At 75.2% G+C, this 22,413-nt stretch carries 23 protein-coding genes and 1 pseudogene; 11 read left to right on the top strand and 13 right to left on the bottom strand.

Annotated elements, in window-relative coordinates:
* Window positions 1-31: 31 nt before the first annotated feature.
* On the top strand, window positions 32-574 hold the full coding sequence (locus tag ACFVVA_RS18245) for a HEAT repeat domain-containing protein (RefSeq protein ID WP_387690653.1): 543 nt from the start codon (window positions 32-34) through the stop codon (window positions 572-574).
* Between the two features lie 92 nt (window positions 575-666).
* Here ACFVVA_RS18245 and ACFVVA_RS18240 read toward each other — a convergent pair whose 3' ends face one another.
* Window positions 667-1,611 (bottom strand): hypothetical protein, encoded by a 945-nt coding sequence (locus ACFVVA_RS18240; RefSeq protein ID WP_387690651.1) that lies wholly within the window; start codon window positions 1,609-1,611, stop codon window positions 667-669.
* A 110-nt stretch (window positions 1,612-1,721) separates the two neighbouring features.
* On the bottom strand, window positions 1,722-2,999 hold the full coding sequence (locus ACFVVA_RS18235; protein ID WP_387690649.1) for a helix-turn-helix domain-containing protein: 1,278 nt from the start codon (window positions 2,997-2,999) through the stop codon (window positions 1,722-1,724).
* A 203-nt stretch (window positions 3,000-3,202) separates the two neighbouring features.
* Here ACFVVA_RS18235 and ACFVVA_RS18230 point away from each other — a divergent pair, with 203 nt between their 5' ends.
* Both ACFVVA_RS18230 and ACFVVA_RS18225 read left to right on the top strand, forming a co-directional pair.
* Window positions 3,203-3,394 (top strand): hypothetical protein, encoded by a 192-nt coding sequence (locus tag ACFVVA_RS18230; RefSeq protein ID WP_387690647.1) that lies wholly within the window; start codon window positions 3,203-3,205, stop codon window positions 3,392-3,394.
* A 21-nt stretch (window positions 3,395-3,415) separates the two neighbouring features.
* Window positions 3,416-3,622 (top strand): hypothetical protein, encoded by a 207-nt coding sequence (locus tag ACFVVA_RS18225; protein ID WP_387690645.1) that lies wholly within the window; start codon window positions 3,416-3,418, stop codon window positions 3,620-3,622.
* A gap of 248 nt (window positions 3,623-3,870) precedes the next feature.
* Here ACFVVA_RS18225 and ACFVVA_RS18220 read toward each other — a convergent pair whose 3' ends face one another.
* From ACFVVA_RS18220 to ACFVVA_RS18210, 3 genes are read right to left on the bottom strand one after another with little or no spacing between them, the layout of a single operon-like run.
* Entirely contained in the window at window positions 3,871-4,557 is a 687-nt protein-coding gene (locus tag ACFVVA_RS18220) for a DUF6875 domain-containing protein (RefSeq protein ID WP_387690643.1), read from the bottom strand.
* On the bottom strand, window positions 4,554-5,255 hold the full coding sequence (locus tag ACFVVA_RS18215) for a hypothetical protein (protein ID WP_387690641.1): 702 nt from the start codon (window positions 5,253-5,255) through the stop codon (window positions 4,554-4,556). Before ACFVVA_RS18215 ends, ACFVVA_RS18220 begins: the two co-directional genes overlap by 4 nt.
* Window positions 5,252-6,775, bottom strand: coding sequence for a pyridoxal phosphate-dependent decarboxylase family protein (locus tag ACFVVA_RS18210; protein WP_387690740.1), 1,524 nt, complete (start codon window positions 6,773-6,775; stop codon window positions 5,252-5,254). The genes ACFVVA_RS18215 and ACFVVA_RS18210 overlap by 4 nt, the downstream gene beginning before the upstream one ends.
* Before the next feature lie 403 nt (window positions 6,776-7,178).
* Between ACFVVA_RS18210 and ACFVVA_RS18205 the strand changes: the two genes are divergently transcribed.
* Window positions 7,179-8,699 carry a multicopper oxidase family protein gene (locus ACFVVA_RS18205; protein WP_387690640.1) on the top strand — a complete coding sequence of 507 codons (1,521 nt, stop codon included), beginning with the start codon at window positions 7,179-7,181 and terminating at the stop codon, window positions 8,697-8,699.
* A gap of 106 nt (window positions 8,700-8,805) precedes the next feature.
* Here ACFVVA_RS18205 and ACFVVA_RS18200 read toward each other — a convergent pair whose 3' ends face one another.
* A complete protein-coding gene (locus tag ACFVVA_RS18200) occupies window positions 8,806-10,329 on the bottom strand; it encodes an FAD-binding protein (RefSeq protein WP_387690638.1) in 1,524 nt (507 codons plus the stop codon).
* A 63-nt stretch (window positions 10,330-10,392) separates the two neighbouring features.
* Entirely contained in the window at window positions 10,393-10,731 is a 339-nt protein-coding gene (locus ACFVVA_RS18195; protein WP_387690636.1) for a hypothetical protein, read from the bottom strand.
* A 308-nt stretch (window positions 10,732-11,039) separates the two neighbouring features.
* Here ACFVVA_RS18195 and ACFVVA_RS18190 point away from each other — a divergent pair, with 308 nt between their 5' ends.
* A complete protein-coding gene (locus tag ACFVVA_RS18190; RefSeq protein ID WP_387690634.1) occupies window positions 11,040-11,339 on the top strand; it encodes a YciI family protein in 300 nt (99 codons plus the stop codon).
* A 164-nt stretch (window positions 11,340-11,503) separates the two neighbouring features.
* A complete protein-coding gene (gene pgm, locus ACFVVA_RS18185; RefSeq protein ID WP_387690632.1) occupies window positions 11,504-13,144 on the top strand; it encodes a phosphoglucomutase (alpha-D-glucose-1,6-bisphosphate-dependent) in 1,641 nt (546 codons plus the stop codon).
* Between the two features lie 146 nt (window positions 13,145-13,290).
* Here pgm and ACFVVA_RS18180 read toward each other — a convergent pair whose 3' ends face one another.
* Both ACFVVA_RS18180 and ACFVVA_RS18175 read right to left on the bottom strand, forming a co-directional pair.
* Entirely contained in the window at window positions 13,291-13,791 is a 501-nt protein-coding gene (locus ACFVVA_RS18180; protein WP_387690630.1) for a carboxymuconolactone decarboxylase family protein, read from the bottom strand.
* Window positions 13,788-14,453 carry a class II aldolase/adducin family protein gene (locus tag ACFVVA_RS18175; protein ID WP_387690628.1) on the bottom strand — a complete coding sequence of 222 codons (666 nt, stop codon included), beginning with the start codon at window positions 14,451-14,453 and terminating at the stop codon, window positions 13,788-13,790. The genes ACFVVA_RS18180 and ACFVVA_RS18175 overlap by 4 nt, the downstream gene beginning before the upstream one ends.
* A gap of 143 nt (window positions 14,454-14,596) precedes the next feature.
* Between ACFVVA_RS18175 and ACFVVA_RS18170 the strand changes: the two genes are divergently transcribed.
* Window positions 14,597-14,983, top strand: coding sequence for a MerR family transcriptional regulator (locus ACFVVA_RS18170; RefSeq protein ID WP_387690627.1), 387 nt, complete (start codon window positions 14,597-14,599; stop codon window positions 14,981-14,983).
* A gap of 89 nt (window positions 14,984-15,072) precedes the next feature.
* On the opposite strand, the gene ACFVVA_RS18165 is transcribed toward ACFVVA_RS18170, so the two are convergent.
* Entirely contained in the window at window positions 15,073-16,254 is a 1,182-nt protein-coding gene (locus ACFVVA_RS18165) for an MFS transporter (protein WP_387690625.1), read from the bottom strand.
* Between the two features lie 146 nt (window positions 16,255-16,400).
* Here ACFVVA_RS18165 and ACFVVA_RS18160 point away from each other — a divergent pair, with 146 nt between their 5' ends.
* Together ACFVVA_RS18160 and ACFVVA_RS18155 are read left to right on the top strand one after the other, a co-directional pair.
* The gene (locus ACFVVA_RS18160; protein WP_387690623.1) at window positions 16,401-16,733 is read left to right on the top strand and encodes an ArsR/SmtB family transcription factor; all 333 of its coding nucleotides are present in this window, start codon (window positions 16,401-16,403) and stop codon (window positions 16,731-16,733) included.
* Window positions 16,734-16,948: 215 nt separating this feature from the next.
* The gene (locus tag ACFVVA_RS18155; protein ID WP_387690621.1) at window positions 16,949-18,250 is read left to right on the top strand and encodes an alpha/beta hydrolase family protein; all 1,302 of its coding nucleotides are present in this window, start codon (window positions 16,949-16,951) and stop codon (window positions 18,248-18,250) included.
* 48 nt (window positions 18,251-18,298) lie between these two features.
* Here the strand turns inward: ACFVVA_RS18155 and ACFVVA_RS18150 are convergent.
* From ACFVVA_RS18150 to ACFVVA_RS18140, 3 genes and pseudogenes are all read right to left on the bottom strand, one after another.
* Window positions 18,299-18,547 (bottom strand): annotated as a pseudogene (locus ACFVVA_RS18150) (hypothetical protein); the annotation flags it as partial.
* A 180-nt stretch (window positions 18,548-18,727) separates the two neighbouring features.
* Window positions 18,728-19,150 (bottom strand): tautomerase family protein, encoded by a 423-nt coding sequence (locus tag ACFVVA_RS18145; protein ID WP_387690619.1) that lies wholly within the window; start codon window positions 19,148-19,150, stop codon window positions 18,728-18,730.
* Between the two features lie 84 nt (window positions 19,151-19,234).
* Window positions 19,235-19,942, bottom strand: coding sequence for an SDR family oxidoreductase (locus ACFVVA_RS18140; RefSeq protein ID WP_387690617.1), 708 nt, complete (start codon window positions 19,940-19,942; stop codon window positions 19,235-19,237).
* Between the two features lie 166 nt (window positions 19,943-20,108).
* On the opposite strand from ACFVVA_RS18140, the gene ACFVVA_RS18135 reads away from it, so the two are divergent.
* Window positions 20,109-20,768 (top strand): helix-turn-helix domain-containing protein, encoded by a 660-nt coding sequence (locus ACFVVA_RS18135; RefSeq protein ID WP_387690615.1) that lies wholly within the window; start codon window positions 20,109-20,111, stop codon window positions 20,766-20,768.
* 51 nt (window positions 20,769-20,819) lie between these two features.
* Window positions 20,820-21,539, top strand: coding sequence for an HAD family hydrolase (locus ACFVVA_RS18130; protein ID WP_387690613.1), 720 nt, complete (start codon window positions 20,820-20,822; stop codon window positions 21,537-21,539).
* The last annotated feature ends 874 nt before the right edge of the window (window positions 21,540-22,413 follow it).

Genomic DNA, 22,413 nt, shown 5'->3' with positions numbered 1-22,413 from the left:
CGGCGCCGCTTTGCGGCCCGACACTGGGCGCATGCTCGGATTCGTCAGCACCGACAACGAAGCCCTCGTCTCCTGCCTGGGCGACCCCCAGCGCACGGTGGCCGCCTACCGGGAACTGCTGCGCCGCGGGCAGGACGCGCTCGGGGCCGTGCGGGCGGGCCTGTCCCACGAGAACGCGGCCGTGCGGGAGGGCTGCTGCCGGCTGCTGGACCACCTGGTCGACACCGAGTCCATGGACCAGCTCGTCGCCATGGCCGACGACCCGGACGCCCGGGTGAGGACCGCCGCCTTCCACGCCCTGGCCTGCGACCGGTGCAAGGGCGACACGTGCGCACCGGGCGCGGACCGGGTCCTCGAACCCGGGCTGCGCCACCTGGCCCACGATCCCGATCCGGGCGTGCGGGCCATGGCCGCCGAGCTCGTCGGCCGCTTCGCCCGCACCGAGCCCCGGGCCGTGGCCGCCCTGCGGGCCTCCCACGACCGGGACCCGAGCCCGGCGGTCCGCAAGAAGGCGGGCTGGTACATCCCCGGCGGCGCGATCTACGAACGCGCCGCCGCCCGTACGGCCCGGTGAACGGGCCCGGCAGCGGGCCGGGTCAGGACGCCGGTCAGGACGCCGGTCGGGCGCCGGTCAGGACGCCGGTCAGGACGCCGGTCGGGCGCAGGTCAGGCGTCGGTGTGGCGCACGGGGTGGCCGTCGGGGCCGGTGGTGAGCCAGGAGCCGTCGCCGAGCGGGTGGATGTCGTACGGGTCCGTGGTGCGGGCGTCGAAATCGCCGTGGACGCGGCCGGTGCGGGCGTCGAGGCGGTAGTGGCGGAACCAGTCCTCCTCGTCCTCGTCCTGGCCGACGAGGGTGGCGACGACGGTGTCGGCGCTCAGGTGGCCGCCGCTCCATTCCAGGAAGACCGTGTCCGGGTCGTGCCCGAAGTCGGCGGCGGTGCGGGTGAACAGCACGTCGCCGCCGGGGAAGGCGTGGACGGCGAGGTCGTTCTGGGCGTGGTCGACGGTCAGGAACCGGTGGCCGTCGGGTGACAGGTCGATGAGGCACCGGTCGTCCCAGGGGTAGCGGACGAGTTCGATCCGGCCGCCGGTCAGCGACGCGCGGTGGATCACGGTGCCGTCCTGCCCCTCGCCGACGTTGAGGAGCATTTGGCCGCTCGCCGGGTGCGCCCGCTGCACGGCGCCGTGCCCGACCGTCTCCAGGTCGGCCCGGGCGAGGACGGTCCCGGTCGCGGCGTCCATGGCGACCCACTGGTCCGGGCGGCCGCGGCCGGCCATGGCGTCGGGCCGGTAGACCCACAGCACCCGCCCGTCCGGGGACAGTTCGCAGCCGGGCCGGTGGCCGAAGACCTCGTCCGCCTCCGGCTCGAACCGCGAGCGCCACAGCTGCGTGCCGTCCGCCCCCACGCAGACGGCCGCGTCCGGCGTGGTGTAGTGGGCGCGGCCCAGGTCGGCGGCGACGGCGTGGCCGACGACCTCGTCCCCCGGCAGGGGCCGGAAGGCCGCCACCGGGGACAGCACGCCCACGGCGCCGGCGTGCGGGGCGTAGGCGTGGACGAGCCCGTCGACGAGCCGCGTGGCGGGCCGGACGGCACGGGGGGAGGAGACCATCCCCGGAGGCTACCCAACCTCCTGCCGCCGCCCCGCGCGGGGCCGCAAGGAAATCGCCGGGCACCGCCCCGACCCGCACCCCTGACCTGCATGGCAGGCGCTCGACGTCCCTACGACACGCCTGTTCGCGCGGCGAGCGCCCGCACGCCGGCCACCGTCACCGGCGCATACAGCAGGTCCGCCGTCAGCGCTCGCACGGCAGGACGGCGGACCTCCTCCGGTGCGACCTGCTCCGTGAACCGGAGCGCGACGACCGTGCGGCGGTGGTCGCCGAGGTGATGCCACATGCGTGCGCAGTCCGTGCCGTACCGGGCCCGGCGCTCCGCTGTCGGCAGCCGGTCCGGGACGATCCGCGCCGCGTACGGCACGGCCTCGTCGGGAGTGCCCAGCGCGGTGTGCACGCCGATCCGGTACAGGTCGGCCTGGGCTCTGGTGGCGTCGACCGTGAACAGCGGACTCGGAGGCCTGGTATCGGCAGAGGCCAGACGGTCGACCGCATCCTCGGCGCCCGCCATCAGGTCAAGAGCATCGGCGCGGCGCCGGCCGCATGCGGCCGTGTAGGCGCCCGTCAACAGCAGCGTTGCCGCCACCGCCTGGGCCACGTCGCTCCGGTCCTGTTCGAGCGAGCCCGCGGTGCGGCGCAGGAAGTCGACCGCCGCGCCAGGGCGCCCGGCACGCCGCATAGTGATCGCGAGGACCCGGGCCGCCTCCCCCCGGACCACGGGGTCGCCACTGGCCTGTGCCGCAGCCAGGGCCCGATCCGCAGCCGGCCAGGCCACCTCGGAATGTCCTTTCAAGGCGAGCTCCGTTGCCAGCACCCAGGCGCGGGCAACGGCGGCGTGCGCCTCCTCCCGGGCCCGGCCGGACAAGGCGTTCCGCGTCGCCTCGCCAGTACCCAACAGGCCGGGGAGAGCGGCACCGAGATCCTCGTAGCGGGCCGCCGTGAACTGCGTGCGCGCCGAGGCCAGTGCCAGGCCGAGTTGCTGCAGTGACACAGGTGCCGACTCCGTCGGGTCGTACAGTGCCCCGACGATCCGGGCCGACGCATCCGGGTGTGCTGCGGCGGTTGCCGTCGACGGGAGCATCGATGTCCCGGCCGCCGCCATGCCCGCCACGAGCAGTTGCCTGCGGAGCATGGCGTCCTCCTGATCCGGGGTCACATCTCGCGCCAGCGTAGCCGGTCGGCCGAGGTCGAGGGCGTCAAGCGAGATCCCCAGCACCTGGGCAATCCGAGGGAGTGACTCCTCGGCCGGCCGCAGCAGTCCCGCCTCCACCCGACTGATCGCGGACGCCGAGTAGCCGCATGCCTGGCCCAGTTGGGCCTGCGTCATCCGCTGTGCACACCGGGCGGCCCTGATGACCGTCCCGAGTCGACGATGACGTGACACGGCGCCCCTTCCGACTGCACGGGGCCGCCACCGTACCGACAGGACCGCACCCATGGGCAGGGCACGCACAGGGTGTGCGAGGCACGCACACGGCGTGCGGGAGCGCCCCTGGGCCTCCCCGTGCGGCCGCCGACCGGGAAGCCTGGTGAGTGCCCCGGCCGGGCGCACCCCCATTCCGATCCTCGTCCGGAGGAGAGTGCGTCATGAGTGCAGCCCTGCTGCTCGACCGCCCCGAGACCCCGAACCCGACCCACGGCGCCCGGCAGCCCGGTAACGTGCCGAACAGCGACCGGACCACGTCCGCCATGGCGTGCCCGATCTGCGGGTCGGGAGCCACCTACCAGACGATGGACGGCCGCTGGGGCTGTACCGTGTGCGGCTCCACCTGGGCCTGAGCGAGTGAGGAGGGCGGCAGCATGCCGATCTGCGCCGAGTGCCGCACAGTGGACGCGGTCATCGAGGACCTGGACGTGGATCCCCCGCGACCATGGTGCCTGGGGTGCGCCACCGTCCTGGTCGCCGCGGGTGACCCGGTGCTCAACTACCGGAACGTGGGTGACGGGGCGGCCGATTACTCGCGTGTCCTGTGCGGGCGCAGTACCGCGGTGCTGCCGTTCGGGTAGCCGACGGCCGGACACACGGCGACGCGCCCCCGCCCTCCCGAAGGGGCACTGTCGGTGAACTCCGCCTCGCCGTTGATGCGGCGAGGCGGAACCGTCCGAGGGGTGTCACCCGTCCGAGGGCACGCGGTGAGCCGGTGGGCCAGGCGTTCGGCGGACGTTCAGGGGCCGGCCCCACGGCACCGGCCCGGGGTGAAGGGGCGCGCGCGGAGCCGGGCGCCGGCCGGCTCCGCGCGCGCGGGGGAGGGGGGTCAGGCGGCGGCGTTGTGCCGGCGGGCGCGGACGCTGGTGACCAGCTGGGCGCGGATGCGGGCGGGGACCTCGGGGGCGAAGCGGGCCAGGTAGTGGTTCAGGTGGGTCTCGTCGCCGGCGAGGAAGGGCAGGTCGAAGACCAGGAGCTTGCGCACCGCGAGCAGCGGGACGGGGGCGCGCAGCGGCCTGAAGGCGTGGTTCCACAGGCCGGGTTCCTCGCAGACCGGGTGGAACTGGCCGATCATCAGGCCCTGTTCGACGAACTCGTCCTTGGCCTTGCGCTGGAGCTCGTCCAGCACGGTGGAGTCCTCGCGGTCCAGCTGGGGCATGACCAGCAGGACGGTGAGCAGTTCGCGCTCGGACTCCTCCGTCAGGGCGGCGAGCAACGCGTCGTAGCGGGCGCGCAGTTCGGCGACCAGGAGGGGCAGGTCCCCGTCGGGGGGGCCGTCGGCGACGGCGATGTGGAACAGGCCGCGGCGCAGCGAGGGCTGGGTGTAGGGGCAGACCGGGCCGCTGCGGCCGAGGTCGGGGTGGGCGGTGGTGAGGAAGGCCCGCGCCCAGGCGAGGGTCTCGGCGGCCTCGGGGCGTTCGGCGGCGTGGCCGGCGTCGATCTGTCCGGCGCTGTACAGGCGCAGCGCCGAGAAGGAGGACACGGCGGGGGCGGCGGGCAGGGCGGGGGCGGTCATCGGGGCCCCCGCCACACCGGGGCCAGGCGGGGGCCGCCGCCGGGCAGGGCGATGGCCTCGCCGAAGCGGGTGAAGCCGCCGCCGGCGAGCAGGTGGGCCCCGCCGGGGGAGCTGGTCTCGGCGTAGGCGGCCTGGCCGGCGGCGTCGACCTCGGCGAGGAAGGCGTGCAGCAGGGCCCGGCCGGTGCGGGTGCGGCGGGCGTCGGGGTGCACGCCGACGAAGGCGAGGTAGTGGTGGGAGCGGTGGCGCGGGTGGCGCAGGGTCTGCAGGCGGGTGATGGCGGCCAGGCGGCGGGCGGGCCCGTCGTGGCCGGCGGCGTCGATCGCCTCGGCGAGGGCCCGGGTGGCGGCGCCGTCCTGCGGGCCGGGGTCGTCCCAGTGGCCGGGCGGCAGGAACAGCAGCGCCCCCAGCGGCTCGCCGTCCCGGGCGGCGCCGTCGCCGGCGGCCCGGTGGGCGACCAGGGCGCCCCGGTGGGCCAGGCACTGCTCGACGTGGACGCGGAAGAAGGCGGGCATCGCGCGGGCGCGGTGGCCGGGGTCGGGGAAGGCCCAGAGCATCAGCGCGTCGTCGGCGAAGGCGGCGGCGAGCACGTGGGCGAGGGCGTCCTCCTCGCCCGGGCGGGCCGGGCGCACGGCGGGCCGTACGGCGGGCCGCAGGGCGGTGCCCGCGGCGGCGGGCAGGGCGGTGGTGGTGGTCAACGGGCACTCTCCTCGAACGAGGGGGCGGACGAAGGGGAAGGCGGGTCAACGGTGGCATCGGTGGCATCGGTGGTACCGGTGGTGTCGGGTGCGGCGGTCACGTCGGCCGTACCGGCCGCGTCGGGTGACCGGCCGGCGGCCGCGGCGGCCAGGGCGGTGACCCGCGCGTGCAGCGGCTCCACCCACTCCTCCGCCTCCGGCTTGATCAGCACGCTGCGCAGCACCCGGGCCCCGCCCGCGTCCGCGCGCACGCCGGGGTGGCGGCGGGTGAAGTCGGCGGCGTCCACGCGCAGCACGCTCAGGTAGACGGGGTCCCGCTCGTCGGCCATGCCCCGGCGCAGGACGTGCTCGCTGGCGGCGTCGATCGCCGACAGCGCGGGCGCCGGCGTCCCGGGGACGGTGGGGAAGTAGGTGACGATGTCCAGCTGCGGTCGCTGGTGAAGCGTCAACTCCTCGCTGGTGTCGATCAGTTCGGCCCAGGCCAGGGCGGCGCGCCGGCTCGCGGCCAGCCCTGCGCCCAGGCCCTCGGGGGTGAGCGGCAGCAGCTGCAGGGTCAGCCACAGCGCGGCGGCCGAGGCCCCGGCGCGCGAGCACTCCAGGCTGATCTCGCCCAGGTGCAGTTCGGCGTCGGTGAAGTAGGTGTACGGGGAGTCGTGGGCGAAGTGCCGCCCGATGCCGGGGTCGGCGAACAGCACCGCCCCGCAGCCGTAGGGCTGCAGGCCGTGCTTGTGCGGGTCGACGGTCACCGAGTCGCAGCCGGCCACGGCCCGCCACGGCGCGGTGTCCACCCCGAGCGAGGCCGCGAGCGCCTCGTCGGCGGCCAGCAGCGCGAAGAACCCGCCGTAGGCGGCGTCCACGTGCACCCGCGCCCCGTAGCGGCGGGCCAGCGGGAGGATCTCGTGCACCGGGTCGACGGCGCCGGGCCCGGTGGTGCCGCAGGTCACGACCACCGTGCCCACCCGCCCGGTGCGCAGCAGTTCCTCCAGCGCGCCGACGTCCATCCGGCCCTCGGCGTCGGCCGCCACCGCGTGGCTCTCGACGCCCAGGACGTGGCACATCCGGCTGTGGGTGTAGTGGGCCTGGGCGCTGTGGGCGACACCGAGGCCGGGGTGGCTCTGGCGCGCCACGTACAGCGCCTCCAGGTTGGCGATGGTGCCGCTGCTGGTCAGGTGGCCCACGTGCGCGGGCAGCGCGAACATGGCGGCGAGCTGCGCGACGCACTCGCGTTCCATGTCGTTGGTGGCCGGCCCGCCCTCGTAGGCGTGGTTGTTGGGGTTGAAGCGCATCGCCGTCAGGTAGCCCACGACCGCCGCCGGGTGCGGGGGCTTGACCATCTGTCCGGCGTAACGCGGGTGGAAGAACGGGTAGTTGTGCTCCAGGCGCTTGGCGAAGCGCTCGAACGCGGCGGCGAAGTCCGCCTCGTCCACCAGGTGCGAGGGGTGCGGCCGCAGCGGCCCGAACCGCTCGCCCCACCGCTCGGCCACCTCGGCCGCCCTCGGCAGCCAGTACCGCAGGTCCACGCTCCGGCCCTTCCCCTTCGAGTCCATCGACAGACGGGGGGCCGGCGCGCGGGTGAGCAGCACGCCGGGCCCCCGGCGAGTACGAGCGTTCACCGCGAGCCGAGTCCTTGAGCGTTCCTCGACCGCGTCCGCAGCCACGGTGGCGGCCCCGCGCAAGGCGCCCGCAACACCCGCAGCTCACCCACCGCGGCGCCCGCCGGCCCCACCCGCACCGCCCCCCACCGGCCCGAAGGGCGCCGCCCGCGGCCCCAGCCGGACCCCAGCGCGGCCCCAGCGGGCGCTGCTGCAATCACCCCCGGACAAGGCCGCCCCCACCCGGGAGAGGCCGGGCGAGCCCACCCGGACGAGGCCGCCCCGACCCACCCGGGCGAGGCCGGGGAGCCCACACGGGAGGAGAGACGCGATGGTGACCAGACGCAGGATGATCGGCGCCGCCCTGGCGACCGGGGGAGGAGTCCTGCTCGTGCGCACCACCCAGCACCCGGCCGCCTCCGCCACCTCCGCCGCCTCCGCCGCGCAGGACGCGCAGGACGCGGGGCACGCCCACCCGGCGGGCGCCGACGCCCCCGACCCGGGCCCCGACGCCGGCCCCGCGCTCGCCCCGAAGTTCACCACCGCCCTGCCGCTGCCCCCGGTGCTCAGCCCCGTCTCCACCGACGGCGGCGCCGACACCTACGCGGTGACCATGCTGCGCTCCTTCGCCCGCATCCTGCCCGGGCACCGCACCGACGTCCTCACCTACAACGGCGCCTTCCCCGGCCCCGTCATCCGCGCCCGCTCCGGACGGCCGGTGATCGTGCGCCAGACCAACCTGCTGGACGACCCGGTCTCCGTCCACCTGCACGGCTCCGCCGTCCCCGTCGACAGCGACGGCGGCCCGATGAACCTGCTGAACGCCGGCGCCACCCGCACCTGCACCTACCCCAACGACCAGCCCCACGCGAGCCTGTGGTTCCACGACCACGCCCACCACCTGGAGTCCGAGCACGTCTACCGGGGACTGGCCGGCACCTACCTGCTCACCGACGCCACCGAGGCCGCCCTGCCGCTGCCCTCGGGCCGCTACGACCTGCCCATCGCGCTGCGCGACGCCCGCTTCGACGCCTCCGGCAACCTCGTCTACCGCATGGACGACGCCGCCGGACGCGCCACCATCCTCGCCAACGGCCGCCCCTGGCCCAAGGTCGACGTCGCCGCCCGCCGCTACCGCATCCGCCTGCTCAACTCCTCCAACCTGCGCTTCTTCTCCCTGCGCCTGGCCGACGGCGGCCCCATCACCTGGATCGGCTCCGACGGCGGCCTGCTGGAACGCCCCCACACCACCGACACCGTCGACCTCTCGCCCGGCGAGCGCGCCGACGTCGTCATCGACTTCTCCCGCTACCGCCCCGGCACGAGCGTCGTGCTCACCAACTCCATGCCGCCGGGCCCCGCCGAACACATCGGCCAGGTCCTGCGCTTCGACGTCGGCCGCCCCGCCCCCGACCCCTCCTCCGTCCCCGACCGGCTGCGCACCCTGGCGCCGCCGGGACCGGTGGCCCGCGAGCGCACCGTCGTGCTCAAGGTCGAGGAGGGCGGCGCCGGCGCCGCCCCGCGCGGCCTGATCGACGGCAAGGTGTACGACCCGGCCCGGGTGGACGCCGCCGTCGCCTTCGGCACCTCGGAGATCTGGACCGTCCACAACGCCAACACCGACATCCCGCACAACTTCCACCTGCACCTGGTGCAGTTCCGCGTCCTCCAGCGCAACGGCCGGGCCCCCGGCCCCGAGGAGTCGGGCCTCAAGGACACCGTGCGCCTGATGCCCGGCGAGAGCGTGCGCCTGCAGGCCACCTTCGACTCCTACCGCGGCCGCTACCCCTACCACTGCCACCTGCTGGACCACTCCGCGATGGGCATGATGGCCCAGATGGAGATCACCTGAGCACCCGGCCACCCGGCCCCCGCCCGGCCACCCGGCCGCCCGGCCCCGTCGGCCCCCGCCGGGCCGCCCGCCGTGACGCGGGCGGCCCGAGGGCGCGTCAGGCGCGTCAGGACGCGTGGATGCCCTGCCCCGGAGTGAGGATCCCCGCCGGGTCCCAGCGCCGCTTGGCCGCCACCACCCGCTCCCACAGCCCCCCGTAGTGGCGCTGCCAGTCCGCGCGCGTCATCCCCGGCACCGCCCCGATCAGGTACCGCTTGCCACCCAGCTCCACCGCCAGGTCGTACAGCAGCCGGTTGCGCTCCAGCATCGCCGCCGTGTCCGACCCCGGCCCCGGGAAGGCCAGCAGGTCGAAGTGCCAGCCCACCTCCTCCCGCCCCGGCAGCACCGCCAGCGGCGCCTTCACCTTCGAGCGCAGGTACGGGTAGAACAGCAGCAGCCCCGCCCCCAGGTCGGCGGCGGTCAGCACCTCGGCGGCCCGCGCCATGAACGCCCGCGCCGTGGACGCCGGCAGGAACACGCTCAGCCACGGCTTGGGCAGCGCCCAGAACCCGGCCGCCCGCAGGTACCCCGAGAAGCCGTCCACCCGGTAGGCGTACTCCCGCCAGCTCTGCTCCACCACCTCCGTGTCCACCGGCGCCAGCCCCGCCAGCAGCGCCGCCCGGTCCACCGCCCGCCCGGCGTCCGTGAACGCCACCAGCTCCGCCTTGTAGCGCCAGCGCGAACCGTCCGCGCTGCGCACCACGTCGCCGACCTGGAAGTCGAAGCGGCGCCGGGCCAGCACCTTCTCCTGGTCGGCGAGGTAGGCGTCCAGGTCGTCGTAGTACAGCGAGAAGACGTGGGCGCGCTCGGGCACCCGCACCAGGGCGAGGGTGACGCGCACGATGACGCCGACCTGGCCGCCGCCGGCCAGCACCGCCTCGAACAGCTCGCGGTTGCGGGTGGGGGAGGCGGTCACCAGCTCGCCGGTGCCGGTCACCACGTCCAGCTCCAGCACGTTGTCGACCTGCATGCCGTGGCGCTGCACACCGCCGCCGATGCCGCCGACGCTCAGCGTGCCGCCCACCGACAGGTGCAGGTAGTCGGTGAGCACCGGCGGCACCCAGCCCGCGGCCAGGCCCGCCTCGGTGACCTGCGCCCAGGTCGCCCCGGCCTCGACCACGGCGCGCCCCGGGCGCACCGAGACGACCTTCGACAGGCCGCGGGCGTCGATGGCGACGCCGCCGCGGGGGTTGGCCTGGCCGTAGCTGGAGTGCGACTCCAGTCCGGCCTCGCCGAGCTGCGCGAGGTCCCCGCTCTGCCCGTTGACGGCCACCGGGATGCGGTGGCGGCGGGCGAAGGCGACCAACTGCTGCACGTCGCGCACCGAGCCGGGGCGCAGCACCGCCCGGGGCCCGGCGGTGACGAGGTGTCCGAAGTCGCCGGAGAAGCGCTCCAGGCCCTCGCCCCGCAGGGTCACCGTGCCGTCCAGGGCGGGCAGCCGGGCGATGTCGGCGCCGGTGTCCGCGCCGGTGTCCGCGTCGGCCTCGGTGGCCCAGGCGGCGGTGGCGGTGTTCCAGCCGATGACGGCGGTGACGGCCCCGGCGCCGGCCGAGGTGAGGAGGGCGCGGCGCGACAGTCCTGACCTGCTCATATCAGAATTTCTCCGATCAGTCGTCAAATAGGGATTGTTGTACCGCAACTATCGGGTGATCACCTACTGGCGTGCACCGGTGATCTGCTGCTCGATGCGCCGCAGCTCGGCCATCGGGTACTCCCACATCCGCACTTGGTGGGCGGGGGCGTGGGAGGGAACGTGCGCGCACGCCGCCCGCGCCTCGTCCAGCAGCGCCTGCCGCGCCCCGGGCAGGTGGGCCACCCGCGGCCCCTCGGCGGCCTCCCGCAGGACGAACGCCAGCTTGTAGGCGTGGGCGGCCGGGCTGACGGCGAACAGCGCCCGGTACACCCACAGGCCCTCCTCGCCGCGCAGGATCCGCTCGTTGTGGCTCAGCAGCCGCACCCGGGCCTTCAGCACCATGTCCTCGTGCACGCTCATCGCGCCCGTCCCCCTTCGTCGTTCGTGTGGTTCCCCCGTCCGCCCGCCGCCCCCTGTGCGGGGGCAGCACGCCGTGCGCGCCGGCCGCCCTGGAAAGGACGGTCGGCGCGGGACGCGGAAGGGGATGCGCACGAGTCTGCGGGCGCGCACCGCCGCGCGGCAAGGCGGAAGAAGGGTGGGCTGCGTCCTACCGAACCCTTGCCCGACCTGGCAGGATGGGGGTCGGCACCCTCCCGGCCGGGCGCCGCGGGGCCGGAGCCGCGGAGGCACGGGAGGCGGGCCGTGACCCGGGGTCTAGCCTGGGCCGCATGTTCGTACTTGAGCTGACGTACACCGCCGACGTGGAGTCGATCGACGCCGTGCTGCCCCAGCACATCGAGTGGCTCCGGGAGCACTACGCGGCGGGCACCTTCCTCGCCTCGGGGCGCAAGGTGCCGCGCGACGGCGGGGTGATCCTCGCGGTGGGACCGGACCGGGCCGGCATTGAGGCGCTGGTGGCCACCGACCCGTTCGTGCGGGCCGGGTTGACCGAGTACCGGGTGACGGAGTTCCTCGCCACCACCACCGCCGAGGAGTTGGCGGCCCACCGCCAGCAACTGCCCGCCTGAGCCCTGCCGCCCGCGCCCGTGCCCGTCCGTTCGGGTCCGGGCCCGTCCGTCCGCGGTGCCCCGGGCCGTTCGCGCGGTTCGGGGCACGGTCGCGTTCTGGCTACGATCGGTGAGCGCGGAGCGACGACGTATCGCGAGTACCGACTTTCGGCGGGAGAAGACGGATGGCACACGCACGGGCCGGGCAGCCGGCGCAGCCCGGTGACCTGGTGGACGTGGCGCGGCTGGTGACGGCGTACTACGCGCTGAACCCGGACCCGCAGGAGCCCGGGCAGCGGGTGGCGTTCGGGACCTCGGGGCACCGGGGCTCGTCGCTGGACGCGGCCTTCAACGAGGACCACATCGCCGCGACCACGCAGGCGATCTGCGAGTACCGGGCCGAACAGGGCGTCGCGGGCCCGCTGTTCCTGGGCGCCGACACCCACGCCCTGTCCGAGCCCGCCAGGGCCACCGCCCTGGAGGTGCTGGCCGCCAACGGCGTTCAGGTGCTGATCGACGCCGCCGACGGCTACACCCCCACCCCGGCGGTCTCCCACGCGATCCTCGCCCACAACCGGCGCAGCCCCCGCGCGCTGGCCGACGGCATCGTGGTCACCCCCTCGCACAACCCGCCGCGCGACGGCGGCTTCAAGTACAACCCGCCCAGCGGCGGCCCGGCCGGCTCCCAGGCCACCGGCTGGATCCAGGACCGCGCCAACGAGCTGATCCGCGAGGGCCTGCGCGGCGTCAAGAAGGTCCCCTACGCGCGGGCGCTGGCCGCCGCCACCACCGGGCGCCACGACTACCTCACCGCCTACGTCGAGGACCTGCCCTCCGTCCTGGACCTGGACGCGGTGCGCGACGCGGGCCTGCGCATCGGCGCCGACCCGCTCGGCGGGGCCTCGGTGGCCTACTGGGCGCGCATCGCCGAGACCCACCGCCTGGACCTGACCGTCGTCAACCCGGTGACCGACCCGACCTGGCGGTTCATGACGCTCGACTGGGACGGCAGGATCCGCATGGACTGCTCCTCCCCGGCCGCGATGGCCTCCCTCATCGGCCGCAAGGACGAGTACGCCATCGCCACCGGCAACGACGCCGACGCCGACCGCCACGGCATCGTCACCCCCGACGGCGGCCTGATGAACCCCAACCACTACCTCGCGGTGGCCGTCGACTACCTCTACCGCCACCGCGCCGACTGGCCCGGCGACGCCGGCGTCGGCAAGACCCTGGTCTCCTCCTCCATGCTCGACCGCGTCGCCGCCGACCTCGGCCGCACCCTGGTGGAGGTCCCGGTCGGCTTCAAGTGGTTCGTCGACGGTCTGCTGGAGGGCTCGATCGGCTTCGGCGGCGAGGAGAGCGCCGGCGCCTCTTTCCTGCGCCGCGACGGCGGGGTGTGGACCACAGACAAGGACGGCATCCTGCTCGCCCTGCTGGCCGCCGAGATCACCGCCGTCACCGGCGCCACCCCCAGCGCCCACTACCGCGAACTGACCGAGCGCCACGGCGCCCCCTCCTACGCCCGCGTGGACGCCCCCGCCGACCGCGAGCAGAAGGCCCGCCTGGCCCGCCTGTCCCCGGAACGGGTCGGCGCCGGCGAGATCGCCGGCGAGAAGATCACCGCCGTCCTCGCCAAGGCCCCCGGCAACGGCGCCCTGATCGGCGGCATCAAGGTCTGCACCGAGAACGCCTGGTTCGCCGCCCGCCCCTCGGGCACCGAGGACGTCTACAAGATCTACGCCGAGTCCTTCCACGGTGACGAACACCTCGCCCGGGTCCAGGACGAGGCCCGCGCCCTGGTCGGCGAGGTCCTGCGGGGCTGACCCCCGCACCGGGCGGCCCCGGGCCGGCACCTTCCGCCGGACCGGGGCGCCCCGGCACCTTCCGCCGGACCGGGGCACCCCCGGCACCTCCCGGGCGCACCTGCCGGGCCCGCCGGGTCGGGGCGGCGCCGTTCTCCCGGGCGTTCCTATCGGACGCCGCCGTCCTCGCGGACGCGACCGCCGGGTTCCGGCCGGTCCGGCCCGGGGCCGGGGGCGGGGGCGGGGCCGGCGGGATCCGGGGCCCGCCCGCCGGCGTCGCCCGCGTGCGGCAGGAGCTCGGCGATGATCTCGGTGCCGAGTGCGTACGCCGGCACCCCCGCGGTGATCAGCGCGGTCTCGGCGACGCCGATGAGATCGGTGATGCCCGCCCCGGCATGGAGCGCGCCCCGGGCGTGGATCCGGGCGGGGTGTGCCCGGCCGAGGGCCAGCAGCTGCCCGAAGTGGACGAGCTGCTGCACCCGCGCTCCCAGCGGACTGTCGGTCAGCACGATGTGGCGCAGCTCCGCGAGCGCCTCCTCGGTCGGCAGCCGGCCGAACTCCCGGGCCAGGCGCAGCCGCTCCTGCACCCCGGCGGGAACGGTCGCGAGGGTGGAGCGGTAGCGGTCGCGCACGGCCTGCGTGCGGGAGTCGAGGGTGTCGTCCGTCATGACGCGACCCGCGCGATCGCGGCGCGCACGGCCTCCTGGGCGCCCGGGAGGAAGTCCACGGCCCCGCCGATCGCCGCGGCGGCGATCTCGGCCTCGGCGCTCTCCTCGATCGCCACCACGAGGTGGGCGGTGGCCGCCGAGTCCGGGCCGAACACCAGGAGGCCGTGGTTGGCCAGCAGGACGGCGGCCGTCGTCGGGCGCCGCCGCAGCACGTCGGCGATCCCGCGCACCGACACGTCCGATCCGCGAGGTCCCCAGGGGACCACGGGGACCTCCTCGGCCTGTCCGAAGCGCAGCATCGGCTCCGTGCGGCAGGGCAGCGGCCGGTGGGCCACGGCGAAGGCGGTCGCGGAGGGCGAGTGGGTGTGGATGATCGCGCCCACGTGCGGGCGGGCCCGGTACACGGCGCTGTGCATGGCGATGATCTCGGCGCTGACGGACCGCAGCGCGCCGTCGAGGACCTGTCCGTCGAAACCGACGGTCGCCAGCTGTTCGGGCTTCAGGCCGCGGACGAACCCCGGTGTCAGCAGGAGCCGTTCGCCGTCGAGCCGGGCGCTCAGGTTGGCGTGCCCCGAGTGGGACATCACCCCGGCCGCGAAGAGCTTCTCCGCGGCCTCCACCAGCTGTCCGGCCAGCTGTCCGCGTACGTCCCCGTCGCTCATGGCGGTACCTCCAAGTGTGCTGCCGGCGGCTCTTGTTCGCCGCCGTCCACGTGTCGGCCACTCTTCAGCTTGAACTAAGGTTCAAGTCAAACGCCCGGGCCGACGAGGAGCAGGAGCAGCGGAAGGTGCAGCGGAACACGCGCATGACGATCGGCCGACTCGCCGAGATCACCGAGGTGCCGGCTTCGGCCATCCGGTACTGGGAGCGCCACGGCCTGCTGCCCGCGCCCGAGCGCGAGGGCGGGCAGCGGCGCTACCCGCCCGAGGCCGCCGAACGGATCACCGTACTGCGCACCTTCCAACAGGCCGGGCTGAGCCTGGCCGAGATCGGGGAGTTCCAGCGGGAGCAGCCGCGCCGGGAGGTCATGATCCGCGCCAAGATCACCGAGATCCAGCAGCGCATGGTCGATCTCGACCACGCCCACCAGCTCCTGACCCACGCCCTCGGATGCGGCCAGGAGGACATCGTCCAATGCCCCAAGTTCCGCCGGCAGATGGCGCAGTGGCGGACGGCGAACCCGGTGCCGTGACACGATCCCGGTCACCGGCCGGTCGGCGACGACGCCCCGGGCGCCCGCCCGGGCGCGCGCCCGGGCCTGCCGGGCCCGCTGCGGCCCGCTCAGGCGCCCGCCGGCTGCGCCCGCTCCGGGCCCGGCGCGGGCCGGCGCTCGTCGCGCGTGGTCGCCGCCGCCACCGCGCACGCCACCAGCGCCAGCACCGCCGCCGCGAACGGGAACCACCGCCCGCCCAGCACCGCGATCGCCGCCGACCCCGCCGCACCCCCCGCCGCCGTCCCCAGGTACAGCGCACTGCTGTTCAGCGAGATCAGCAGCGGCGCGTTCACCGGATCGATCGACGCCAGCCGGTGCGGCAGCGCCACCGACACCGCCCACCCCGCCATCGGCACCACCACCGCGTACGCCAGCGCCCCCGGCATGCCGAGCCCCAGCCACGGCAGCGCGGCGAACGCGAGCGCGGCCACCGCCGAGCCGGCCAGCAGCACCCGCCGCACCCCGATCCGGTCCACCAGGCGCCCGCCCAGCCAGCTGCCGGCCACCGACATCACGCCGCTGGTCAGCAGGATCAGGCTCAGCCGGTCGGCGTCGCCGCCGGTGGCGCCGGCCATCGCGGTGGACAGGAAGATGTAGACGCTCTGGAAGGCGAGGAAGAACACCAGCGTGGTGGCCGCGGCGCCCAGGACCCGGCGCCGGCCCAGCGGCGCCAGGCGCGCCTTGAGGGTGGGGGCGGTGGTGGGGGCGGGCAGGTCGCGCAGCAGGAGGGCGAGGCCCGCGAGGGCGGCCAGGCCCAGCGCGGTGACCAGCCACATCGTCATCCGCCAGTCGGCGCGTCCCACCCAGGTGCCCAGCGGCACGCCGAGCGCGGTGGCCACCGTCATCCCGCCGAGCACGGTCGCCAGCGCCCGTCCGCGCCGCTCGGGGGCGACCAGGGTGGTGGCCACCGCGTTGGCGGTCGGCGTGTAGAGGGCGGCGCCGGCCGCGGCCAGGACGCGGGTGGCCAGCAGCAGCCCGTAGGTGGGGGCGAGCGCGCTGAGCGCGTTGGCCGCGCTGAACACCGCGAGCGCGGTCAGCAGCAGGCGCCGGCGCGGCCAGCGGGCGGTGAGCGTGGCCAGCACCGGGGCCAGCAGCGCGTAGCCGAGCGCGAAGACGGTGACCAGCTGGCCGGCGGCCGGCACCGACACCCCCAGGTCGGCGGAGATCGGGCCGAGGATGCCGGCGAAGACCATCGAGTCGGTGCCCATGGCGAAGGTGCCGAGGGCGAGCAGGAGCAGACGTACGGGCACGGCAGGGCCCCCCGGGGCGCAAGGAAAACCAATTGTTGGATGGACATGCAACTGTTTGATGCTCGTCAAACACTCGGGGATGGGTGGATGATTGTCAAACCATCCGTTTCCCCCGCGGTTCCCCGCGGCCCCGAGGAGCGTGCGCCATGAGCGACGACGAGCGGCTTCCCCAGCCCGCCACCGCCGACATCGACCTCGTCACGGTCCTGCACGCCCTCGGCGACCCCGTGCGCATGACCCTGCTGCTCAGCTACGCCGACGACGCCGAGCACTCCTGCGACCCCCGCGTCCTGGGCCTGGACCACCTCCACAAGTCGACCGTCTCCCACCACATGCGGGTGCTGCGCGAGGCCGGCGTCACCACCACCCGCGTCGCCGGCCGCAACCGCTTCGTCAGCCTGCGCCGCGCCGACCTCGACGCCCGCTTCCCCGGCCTGCTCGACGCGCTCCTGGCGGGCCGGTCAACTCCCGTACGGTAGGCCAAGGTTGACCCCTAGGGGGTGGAGTGCCGCGGCTGCCGCCGCAGGCGTAGGCCCGCGGACGTAAGGCCCCCCGGGCGGCTCCTGCCGCGGGCGGACGCGCCCGGGCGGGCCGGGTCGGCACGGTGGACGCGTACCCCGCCCACCGGCGCGCACCGCCCACCGGCGCACCCCGCCGTCGTGCCGCCGCCCGACCCGCCGCAGGAGCCACGCCCATGACCGGATCCCAGCCCGAGCGCCCGTCCGAGCATCCGCTCTCCCGCCCGCTCTCCCGTCCGTCCGATCGCCCGTCCGATCGCCCGCTCGACCGTCCGCTCGGCCGCCGCGGCGTCCTCGGGGCGCTCGCCCTGGGCGCCGCCACCGCCGCCACCGCCGCCACCGCCGCCGTCACCGGTGCCGGGCCCGCGCGTGCCGACAGCGCGCCGGGCGGCACCGCGCCGGGCGGGGGCGCGGGGGAGCCCCGCCTGTGCCTGCCGGCGCCCACCGGTCCCCACCCCGTCGGCACCGCCCTGCTGTACCTGACCGACACCACCCGCACCGACGCCTGGGCCCCCGTGCCGCGCCCGCGCGAACTGCGCGCCCGCCTCTGGTACCCGGCCGCGCCCGGCGCCCGGGGCCCGTACGCGCCGTGGATGAGCCCCGCCGAGACCGCCCACCTGCAGGCCGCCTACTTCGCCGTCCCCGACGCCCGCCTCGCCTGGCCCACCACCCACGCCCGCCCGGACGCGCCCGCCGACCGCAGCCGCCGCCACCCCGTGGTCCTCAACTCCCACGGCTCCGGCGCCGACAGCGCCTTCAATACCGCCCTCGCCGAGGAACTCGCCTCCCACGGCCACGTCGTCGCCGCCGTCGACCACACCTACGACGCCGGCGAGGTCGAATTCCCCGGCCACCGCCTCGAAGTGCGCGACAAGGCCCGCGTCCAGGCGATGACCGACGCCGAGATCGTCGCCTACCGCGCCGCCGACGCGCGCTGCCTGCTCGACCGCCTCGAAAACGGCCCGCTGCCCGCCGGCCTCCACACCGCCCTCGACCTCGACGCCGTCGGCATGTTCGGCCACTCCATGGGCGGCGCCACCACCGCCCAGGCCCTGCACGACGACCCGCGCATCCGCGCCGGCGCCGTCCTGGACGGCCCCCTGTTCGGCACCAGCGCCACCGCCAACCAGGACCGCCCCCTGCTGCTGATGGCCTCCACCTGGGACAGCCCCGCCCGCGACGCCATGTGGGACACCCTGTGGCCGCACCTGACCGGCTGGCGCCGCCGCCTGACCCTCACCCGCTCAGGACACCTGTCCTACTGCGACCTCCAACTCCTCGTCCCCCAGGGCCAGAGCGTCTTCGCCTGGCCCGCCGACCAGCTGGAACACTTCCTCGGCACCGGCGACCCCCAGCGCGCCGTCGCCGCCCAACGCGCCTACCTCACCGCCTACTTCGGCCTCCACCTGCGCGCCGTCCCCGCCCCCCTGCTCGACGCCCCCTCGCCCCGCTGGCCCGAGATCCGCTTCGACGCCTGATCCCCTGAGTCCCCGAGGTCCTGAGTCCCCGGGTCCTGTTCCGCTGCTCCGCTCCTCCACCTCGGCCGTCACCTCCGTCAGCGCGAAGTACGCCGGCCACATCGGCCCCTCGTCCAGTTGCGCCCGGTCGCTGAAACCCAGCGTGGCGTAGCGGGACTTGAACTTCTCCGCGCTCTGGAAGAAGCACACCACCCTGCTCTCCGGCGCGTAGGCGGGCATCCCGTACCAGAGCTTGGGCGCGAGCGCGGGAGCGGTGGCGGTGACCACCGCGTGCACCCGCTCCTCCTCCGTGCTGTCGTGCGATCCCGGGAGGGACCTCGGCGCCCGCCTCCGACACGGCGGACGGTCCGTCGGCTTCCGGTGCCGGCAGGTGGTGTGCGCACGGTGAAGCGGCGGAGCGGGAGGCCCGTGCCGGTGGGCCTCCCGCTCCGCCGTACCGCCTCCCAGCGGCGGTGAGGGCGGTGCGGTGCAGCGGGGTCAGTAGGGCAGGGGCCGGTTCTCGCGGGCCCACGCGCGTTCGGCCTCGCTGCGGGGCGGGGGCGGGGCGATGCCGTCCGTCATCCACAGGTCCTGGGGCGTCTCGTCGATGTGGAACTCGCAGTACAGGCCGCGCTCGGCGGTGTGGGGTGCGAGGAGGGCGGCGAGGCTCTCACGGGTGTGCCGGCGCGCCCGCGGGTCCGCGTTGTGGCGGGCGATGTGCTCGACCACGATGCGCACCGCGCTGTCGTCCGGTTCGCCGCCGACGTGGAAGGAGTCGGCGGCGATCTCGTGGAAGAGGGTCATGACGTAGAACCTCGGCAGCCCGATGCGGGTGTAGAACCCCGTGACGTCGCCGGCCAGTCGACGCTTCTGCTCGGGGGTGTAGGTGCCGGGAGGGTGGTAGACGTGCCACAGCGGCATGGGGTGTGCTCCTCGGTGTCGGTGTCGATGTCGGTGCGTGCCGGTGTCGGTGTGCGTCGGTGCGTGTCGGTCCCGGCGCGGGGGTCAGCGGCCGATGCGCACGGTGAGGCCCTCCACCGGTCCGGACAGGGCGGCCTTGACGGCCCGGGTGGCCTCGTCGACGAGGACCTCGCTCTCGCCGCGCGCCAGGGCGTCCAGCACGATCCGGGCGACCTCGGCCGGCGGGACCTTCTCGACCGGGAGGGCCGCGACCATGTCGGTGTCCGCGAAACCCAGGTGCACGCCGAGGACCTGGGTGTGCTGGGCGGCGAGCTCCAGGCGCAGGGAGTTGGTCAGCGACCACAGCGCCGCCTTGGACGCCCCGTAGGCCCCGGCGCCCGCCCCCCAGGACAGCAGCGAGTGGACGTCCACCACTGCGCCCCCGCCGCGCGCGGCCAGCACCGGCGCGAACGCCCGGGCGACGCGCAGCGGGCCGAGGACGTTGGTCTCGAAGGTGGCCCGGACCTCCTCCAGGTCACCGGTCAGCAGCGGCCCCGGGTACAGGACGCCGGCGTTGTTGAAGACGATGTCGACGTCGTCGGCGGTGGCGGCCGCGGCGGCCACCGAGGCGTCGTCGGTGACGTCCAGGGCGAGGACCTCCACCCGCGGGTCGCCGCCGGCGCCGGGGGCGGGGGTGCGGGCGGTGGCGTAGACCTTCCCCGCGCCGCGCGCCAGCAGCTCCGAGACGAACGCCCGGCCCAGGCCGCGCAGGCCCCCGGTCACCAGGACGGTGGAGCCTTCGATCACGGTCATGCGCATCTCCTCGCTCGTGGGGCGGCACCGGCCGTGACTGGCGGCGCCGCAGCGTTTAGATTATTACCATCATCTAAATGGGATGGGAAAGTGGACCCCGGGAGCACCACCCGGGAACACACCCGGGAACACCACCGCCGTCCGACACGAGGAAGGGAGCCGCGGCATGCCCCGCGTCTCACGCGCCGAGGCCGAACGCAGCCGCCGCCGCGTCATCGACCACACCGCCCGCCTGATCCGGGAGAAGGGCCCCGACCAGGTCAGCGTCCCCGAGGCGATGGCCGCCGCCGGACTCACCCACGGCGGCTTCTACCGGCACTTCGCCTCCAAGGACGACCTCCTCGCCCAAGCCCTCGCCGCCGCCTTCACCGAACGCCGCGAAGCCATGGAACGACTCGCCGACCGGCCCGGCGACCAGTCCGCCGACCAGTCCGCCGACCGGTCCGGCGACGACCGCACCCCCCGCGCCGAGTTCCTCGACCGCTACCTGTCCGAACCCCACCGCGACCACCCCGGCCACGGCTGCGCCGCCGCCCTGGCCGCCGACGCCGCCCGCACCGAACCCGGCTCCCCCCTGCGCACCGCCTACACCGCCGGACTGCGCGAACTCGTCGACGCCCTGGCCGAACTGCCCGAAGGCGCCGGACGGCAGGAGACCCTCGCCGACCTGTCCACCATGGTCGGAGCACTGCTGCTCGCCCGCGCCAGCGACGACACCGCACTGTCCGAGGAGTTCCTGACCGCCGCCCGCCACCGCCTGGCCGACGGGGCGGTCCACGGGGACGGGGCGGACGGGGGCGGGACCGGGGCGCCGCGGACCGCATAGGGTCCGTACGTGGCCGGGCCGACCCGGACGGAACCAGCGGAAGGACGGACCGTGCCGATCAGAGGTGTGATCTTCGACGTCGACGACACCCTGTTCGACTACTCGGGCTCGGAACAGGCAGGCATCCTCGCCCACCTGCACCACCTCGACCTGCTGCACCGCGTCCCCGACCCGCAGAGCGCCGTGACGCTGTGGCGCGAGGTCATGCGGGAGCAGTACGCCCGCTTCCTGGCCGGCGAACTGACCTTCGCCGGTCAACAGCGCGAACGCGCCCGCCAGTTCCTCGCCCGCCTCGGCGAGGACACCAGCACCATGCCCGACGAGACCGCCGCCGCCTGGTTCGCCGGCTACACCGCCCACCGCAACGCCGCCTGGACCGCCTTCCCCGACGCCGCCCCCACCCTCGCCGCCCTCGCCCCCACCCACCGCCTCGGGGTCGTCTCCAACGCCCCGATCGACCAGCAACGCCCCAAACTCCACGCCACCGGCCTGCTGCACCACTTCGACGACACCGCCCTCGTCGGCTCCGACCGGCCCGGCGAGGCCAAACCCGACCCCGCCATCTTCTGGACCGGCTGCGCCCGCCTCGGCCTGCCCCCGCACGAAGTCGCCTACGTCGGCGACAACTACGACCTCGACGCCCTCGGCGCCCGCAACGCCGGCCTGCACCCCTTCTGGCTCGACCGCACAGCCACCCGCACCGCCCCGGTCGACGACGGCATCCACGTCCTGCACACCCTCACCGCCCTGCCCGCCGCCCTCCAGGCCTGACTTGGGCCGCCCCCGCGCACAGGAAGTCGGCGGGGCCGACTTTTGCGCGGCGCGCGGGAGGCGAAGCGGGCCGGTGGCCGCGGCCGGTCCCGGCCCCGGTGCCGGCGCTCGTCGGCGGGGCCGGGCGAGCGCACGGGAAGTCGGCGGGGTCGACTTCCTGTGCGCGGGGCGTGTTGGCCGCTGGCCGCTCGTCGGTCGTTCGCTGGTCGGTCCGCTGCTCTGTGCATCTGGCACGGCCGCTGCCCTGCACGGGAAGTCGATGGGGCCGACTTCCCACTCCCCGGCCCGTTCCCAGGAATCGCCGGCTGAGCCGCCCCGCTGGAGGGGCCGGGCTTCCCGTGCGCGGGGCCGCAACGCCACGCGCTACCCCAGCTGCGGGGACCGTTCGCCGGGCGCCGGAAGTCGGCCCGGCCGACTTCCGGCGTCGAGGCATGGAGCGGAGCCGAAGCCCTCGTCCGCGACCTGGGCCCGGCTGACGCTGATTCCCGTGCCGATCCGTCCGGCCCTCGTCGGCAGGCCCGCCTCTCCCGCGGCTGTCGCGGGTTGTGGGGGCAGAGTCGGCCGCAGGCTGCTGGCGGATGGGGAGGGGTGAGCGCATTGGAAGTCGGCGGGGCCGACTTCCAATGTCGAGGAAGGGCTTGAACTCGAAGCTCTCGTCGGGCGCCTGGCCTTGGGCGGATGGCGATTCCCAGTGCCGAGCTGCCCGGTGCTCGCCGGCAGACGTGTCTCTTCTGTGGGCTTCGTCTGTCGGCCGGGCCTGCGTGCGGTTGTTGTGGGGGAGTGGGAAGAAAGCCGGGGCCACATTACACAACCCACGGGGTGTTGGGTGGGGGGCGGGCCCCGGGGGGCCGGGGCAGTACGGTGTGCCGAAAAA

It is taken from the genome of Kitasatospora sp. NPDC058048 (assembly GCF_042885555.1).
GTDB classification, from domain to species: Bacteria; Actinomycetota; Actinomycetes; order Streptomycetales; family Streptomycetaceae; genus Kitasatospora; species Kitasatospora lactacystinica.
Note: the sequence above shows the minus strand (reverse complement) of the source record. Positions and strands in the feature narration are given on the sequence as shown.

What these genes read in the sequence shown, in the direction of transcription:
- ACFVVA_RS18245 (WP_387690653.1), top strand. Translation starts at nt 32, where the DNA reads ATGCTCGGATTCGTCAGCACCGACAACGAAGCCCTCGTCTCCTGCCTG.
- ACFVVA_RS18170 (WP_387690627.1), top strand. Translation starts at nt 14,597, where the DNA reads ATGACGATCGGCCGACTCGCCGAGATCACCGAGGTGCCGGCTTCGGCC.
- ACFVVA_RS18160 (WP_387690623.1), top strand. Translation starts at nt 16,401, where the DNA reads ATGAGCGACGACGAGCGGCTTCCCCAGCCCGCCACCGCCGACATCGAC.
- ACFVVA_RS18195 (WP_387690636.1), bottom strand. Translation starts at nt 10,731, where the DNA reads ATGAGCGTGCACGAGGACATGGTGCTGAAGGCCCGGGTGCGGCTGCTG.
- ACFVVA_RS18180 (WP_387690630.1), bottom strand. Translation starts at nt 13,791, where the DNA reads ATGACGGACGACACCCTCGACTCCCGCACGCAGGCCGTGCGCGACCGC.
- ACFVVA_RS18135 (WP_387690615.1), top strand. Translation starts at nt 20,109, where the DNA reads ATGCCCCGCGTCTCACGCGCCGAGGCCGAACGCAGCCGCCGCCGCGTC.
- ACFVVA_RS18220 (WP_387690643.1), bottom strand. Translation starts at nt 4,557, where the DNA reads ATGACCGCCCCCGCCCTGCCCGCCGCCCCCGCCGTGTCCTCCTTCTCG.
- ACFVVA_RS18190 (WP_387690634.1), top strand. Translation starts at nt 11,040, where the DNA reads ATGTTCGTACTTGAGCTGACGTACACCGCCGACGTGGAGTCGATCGAC.
- ACFVVA_RS18155 (WP_387690621.1), top strand. Translation starts at nt 16,949, where the DNA reads ATGACCGGATCCCAGCCCGAGCGCCCGTCCGAGCATCCGCTCTCCCGC.
- ACFVVA_RS18200 (WP_387690638.1), bottom strand. Translation starts at nt 10,329, where the DNA reads ATGAGCAGGTCAGGACTGTCGCGCCGCGCCCTCCTCACCTCGGCCGGC.
- ACFVVA_RS18240 (WP_387690651.1), bottom strand. Translation starts at nt 1,611, where the DNA reads ATGGTCTCCTCCCCCCGTGCCGTCCGGCCCGCCACGCGGCTCGTCGAC.
- pgm (WP_387690632.1), top strand. Translation starts at nt 11,504, where the DNA reads ATGGCACACGCACGGGCCGGGCAGCCGGCGCAGCCCGGTGACCTGGTG.
- ACFVVA_RS18145 (WP_387690619.1), bottom strand. Translation starts at nt 19,150, where the DNA reads ATGCCGCTGTGGCACGTCTACCACCCTCCCGGCACCTACACCCCCGAG.
- ACFVVA_RS18230 (WP_387690647.1), top strand. Translation starts at nt 3,203, where the DNA reads ATGAGTGCAGCCCTGCTGCTCGACCGCCCCGAGACCCCGAACCCGACC.
- ACFVVA_RS18205 (WP_387690640.1), top strand. Translation starts at nt 7,179, where the DNA reads ATGGTGACCAGACGCAGGATGATCGGCGCCGCCCTGGCGACCGGGGGA.
- ACFVVA_RS18140 (WP_387690617.1), bottom strand. Translation starts at nt 19,942, where the DNA reads ATGACCGTGATCGAAGGCTCCACCGTCCTGGTGACCGGGGGCCTGCGC.
- ACFVVA_RS18175 (WP_387690628.1), bottom strand. Translation starts at nt 14,453, where the DNA reads ATGAGCGACGGGGACGTACGCGGACAGCTGGCCGGACAGCTGGTGGAG.
- ACFVVA_RS18225 (WP_387690645.1), top strand. Translation starts at nt 3,416, where the DNA reads ATGCCGATCTGCGCCGAGTGCCGCACAGTGGACGCGGTCATCGAGGAC.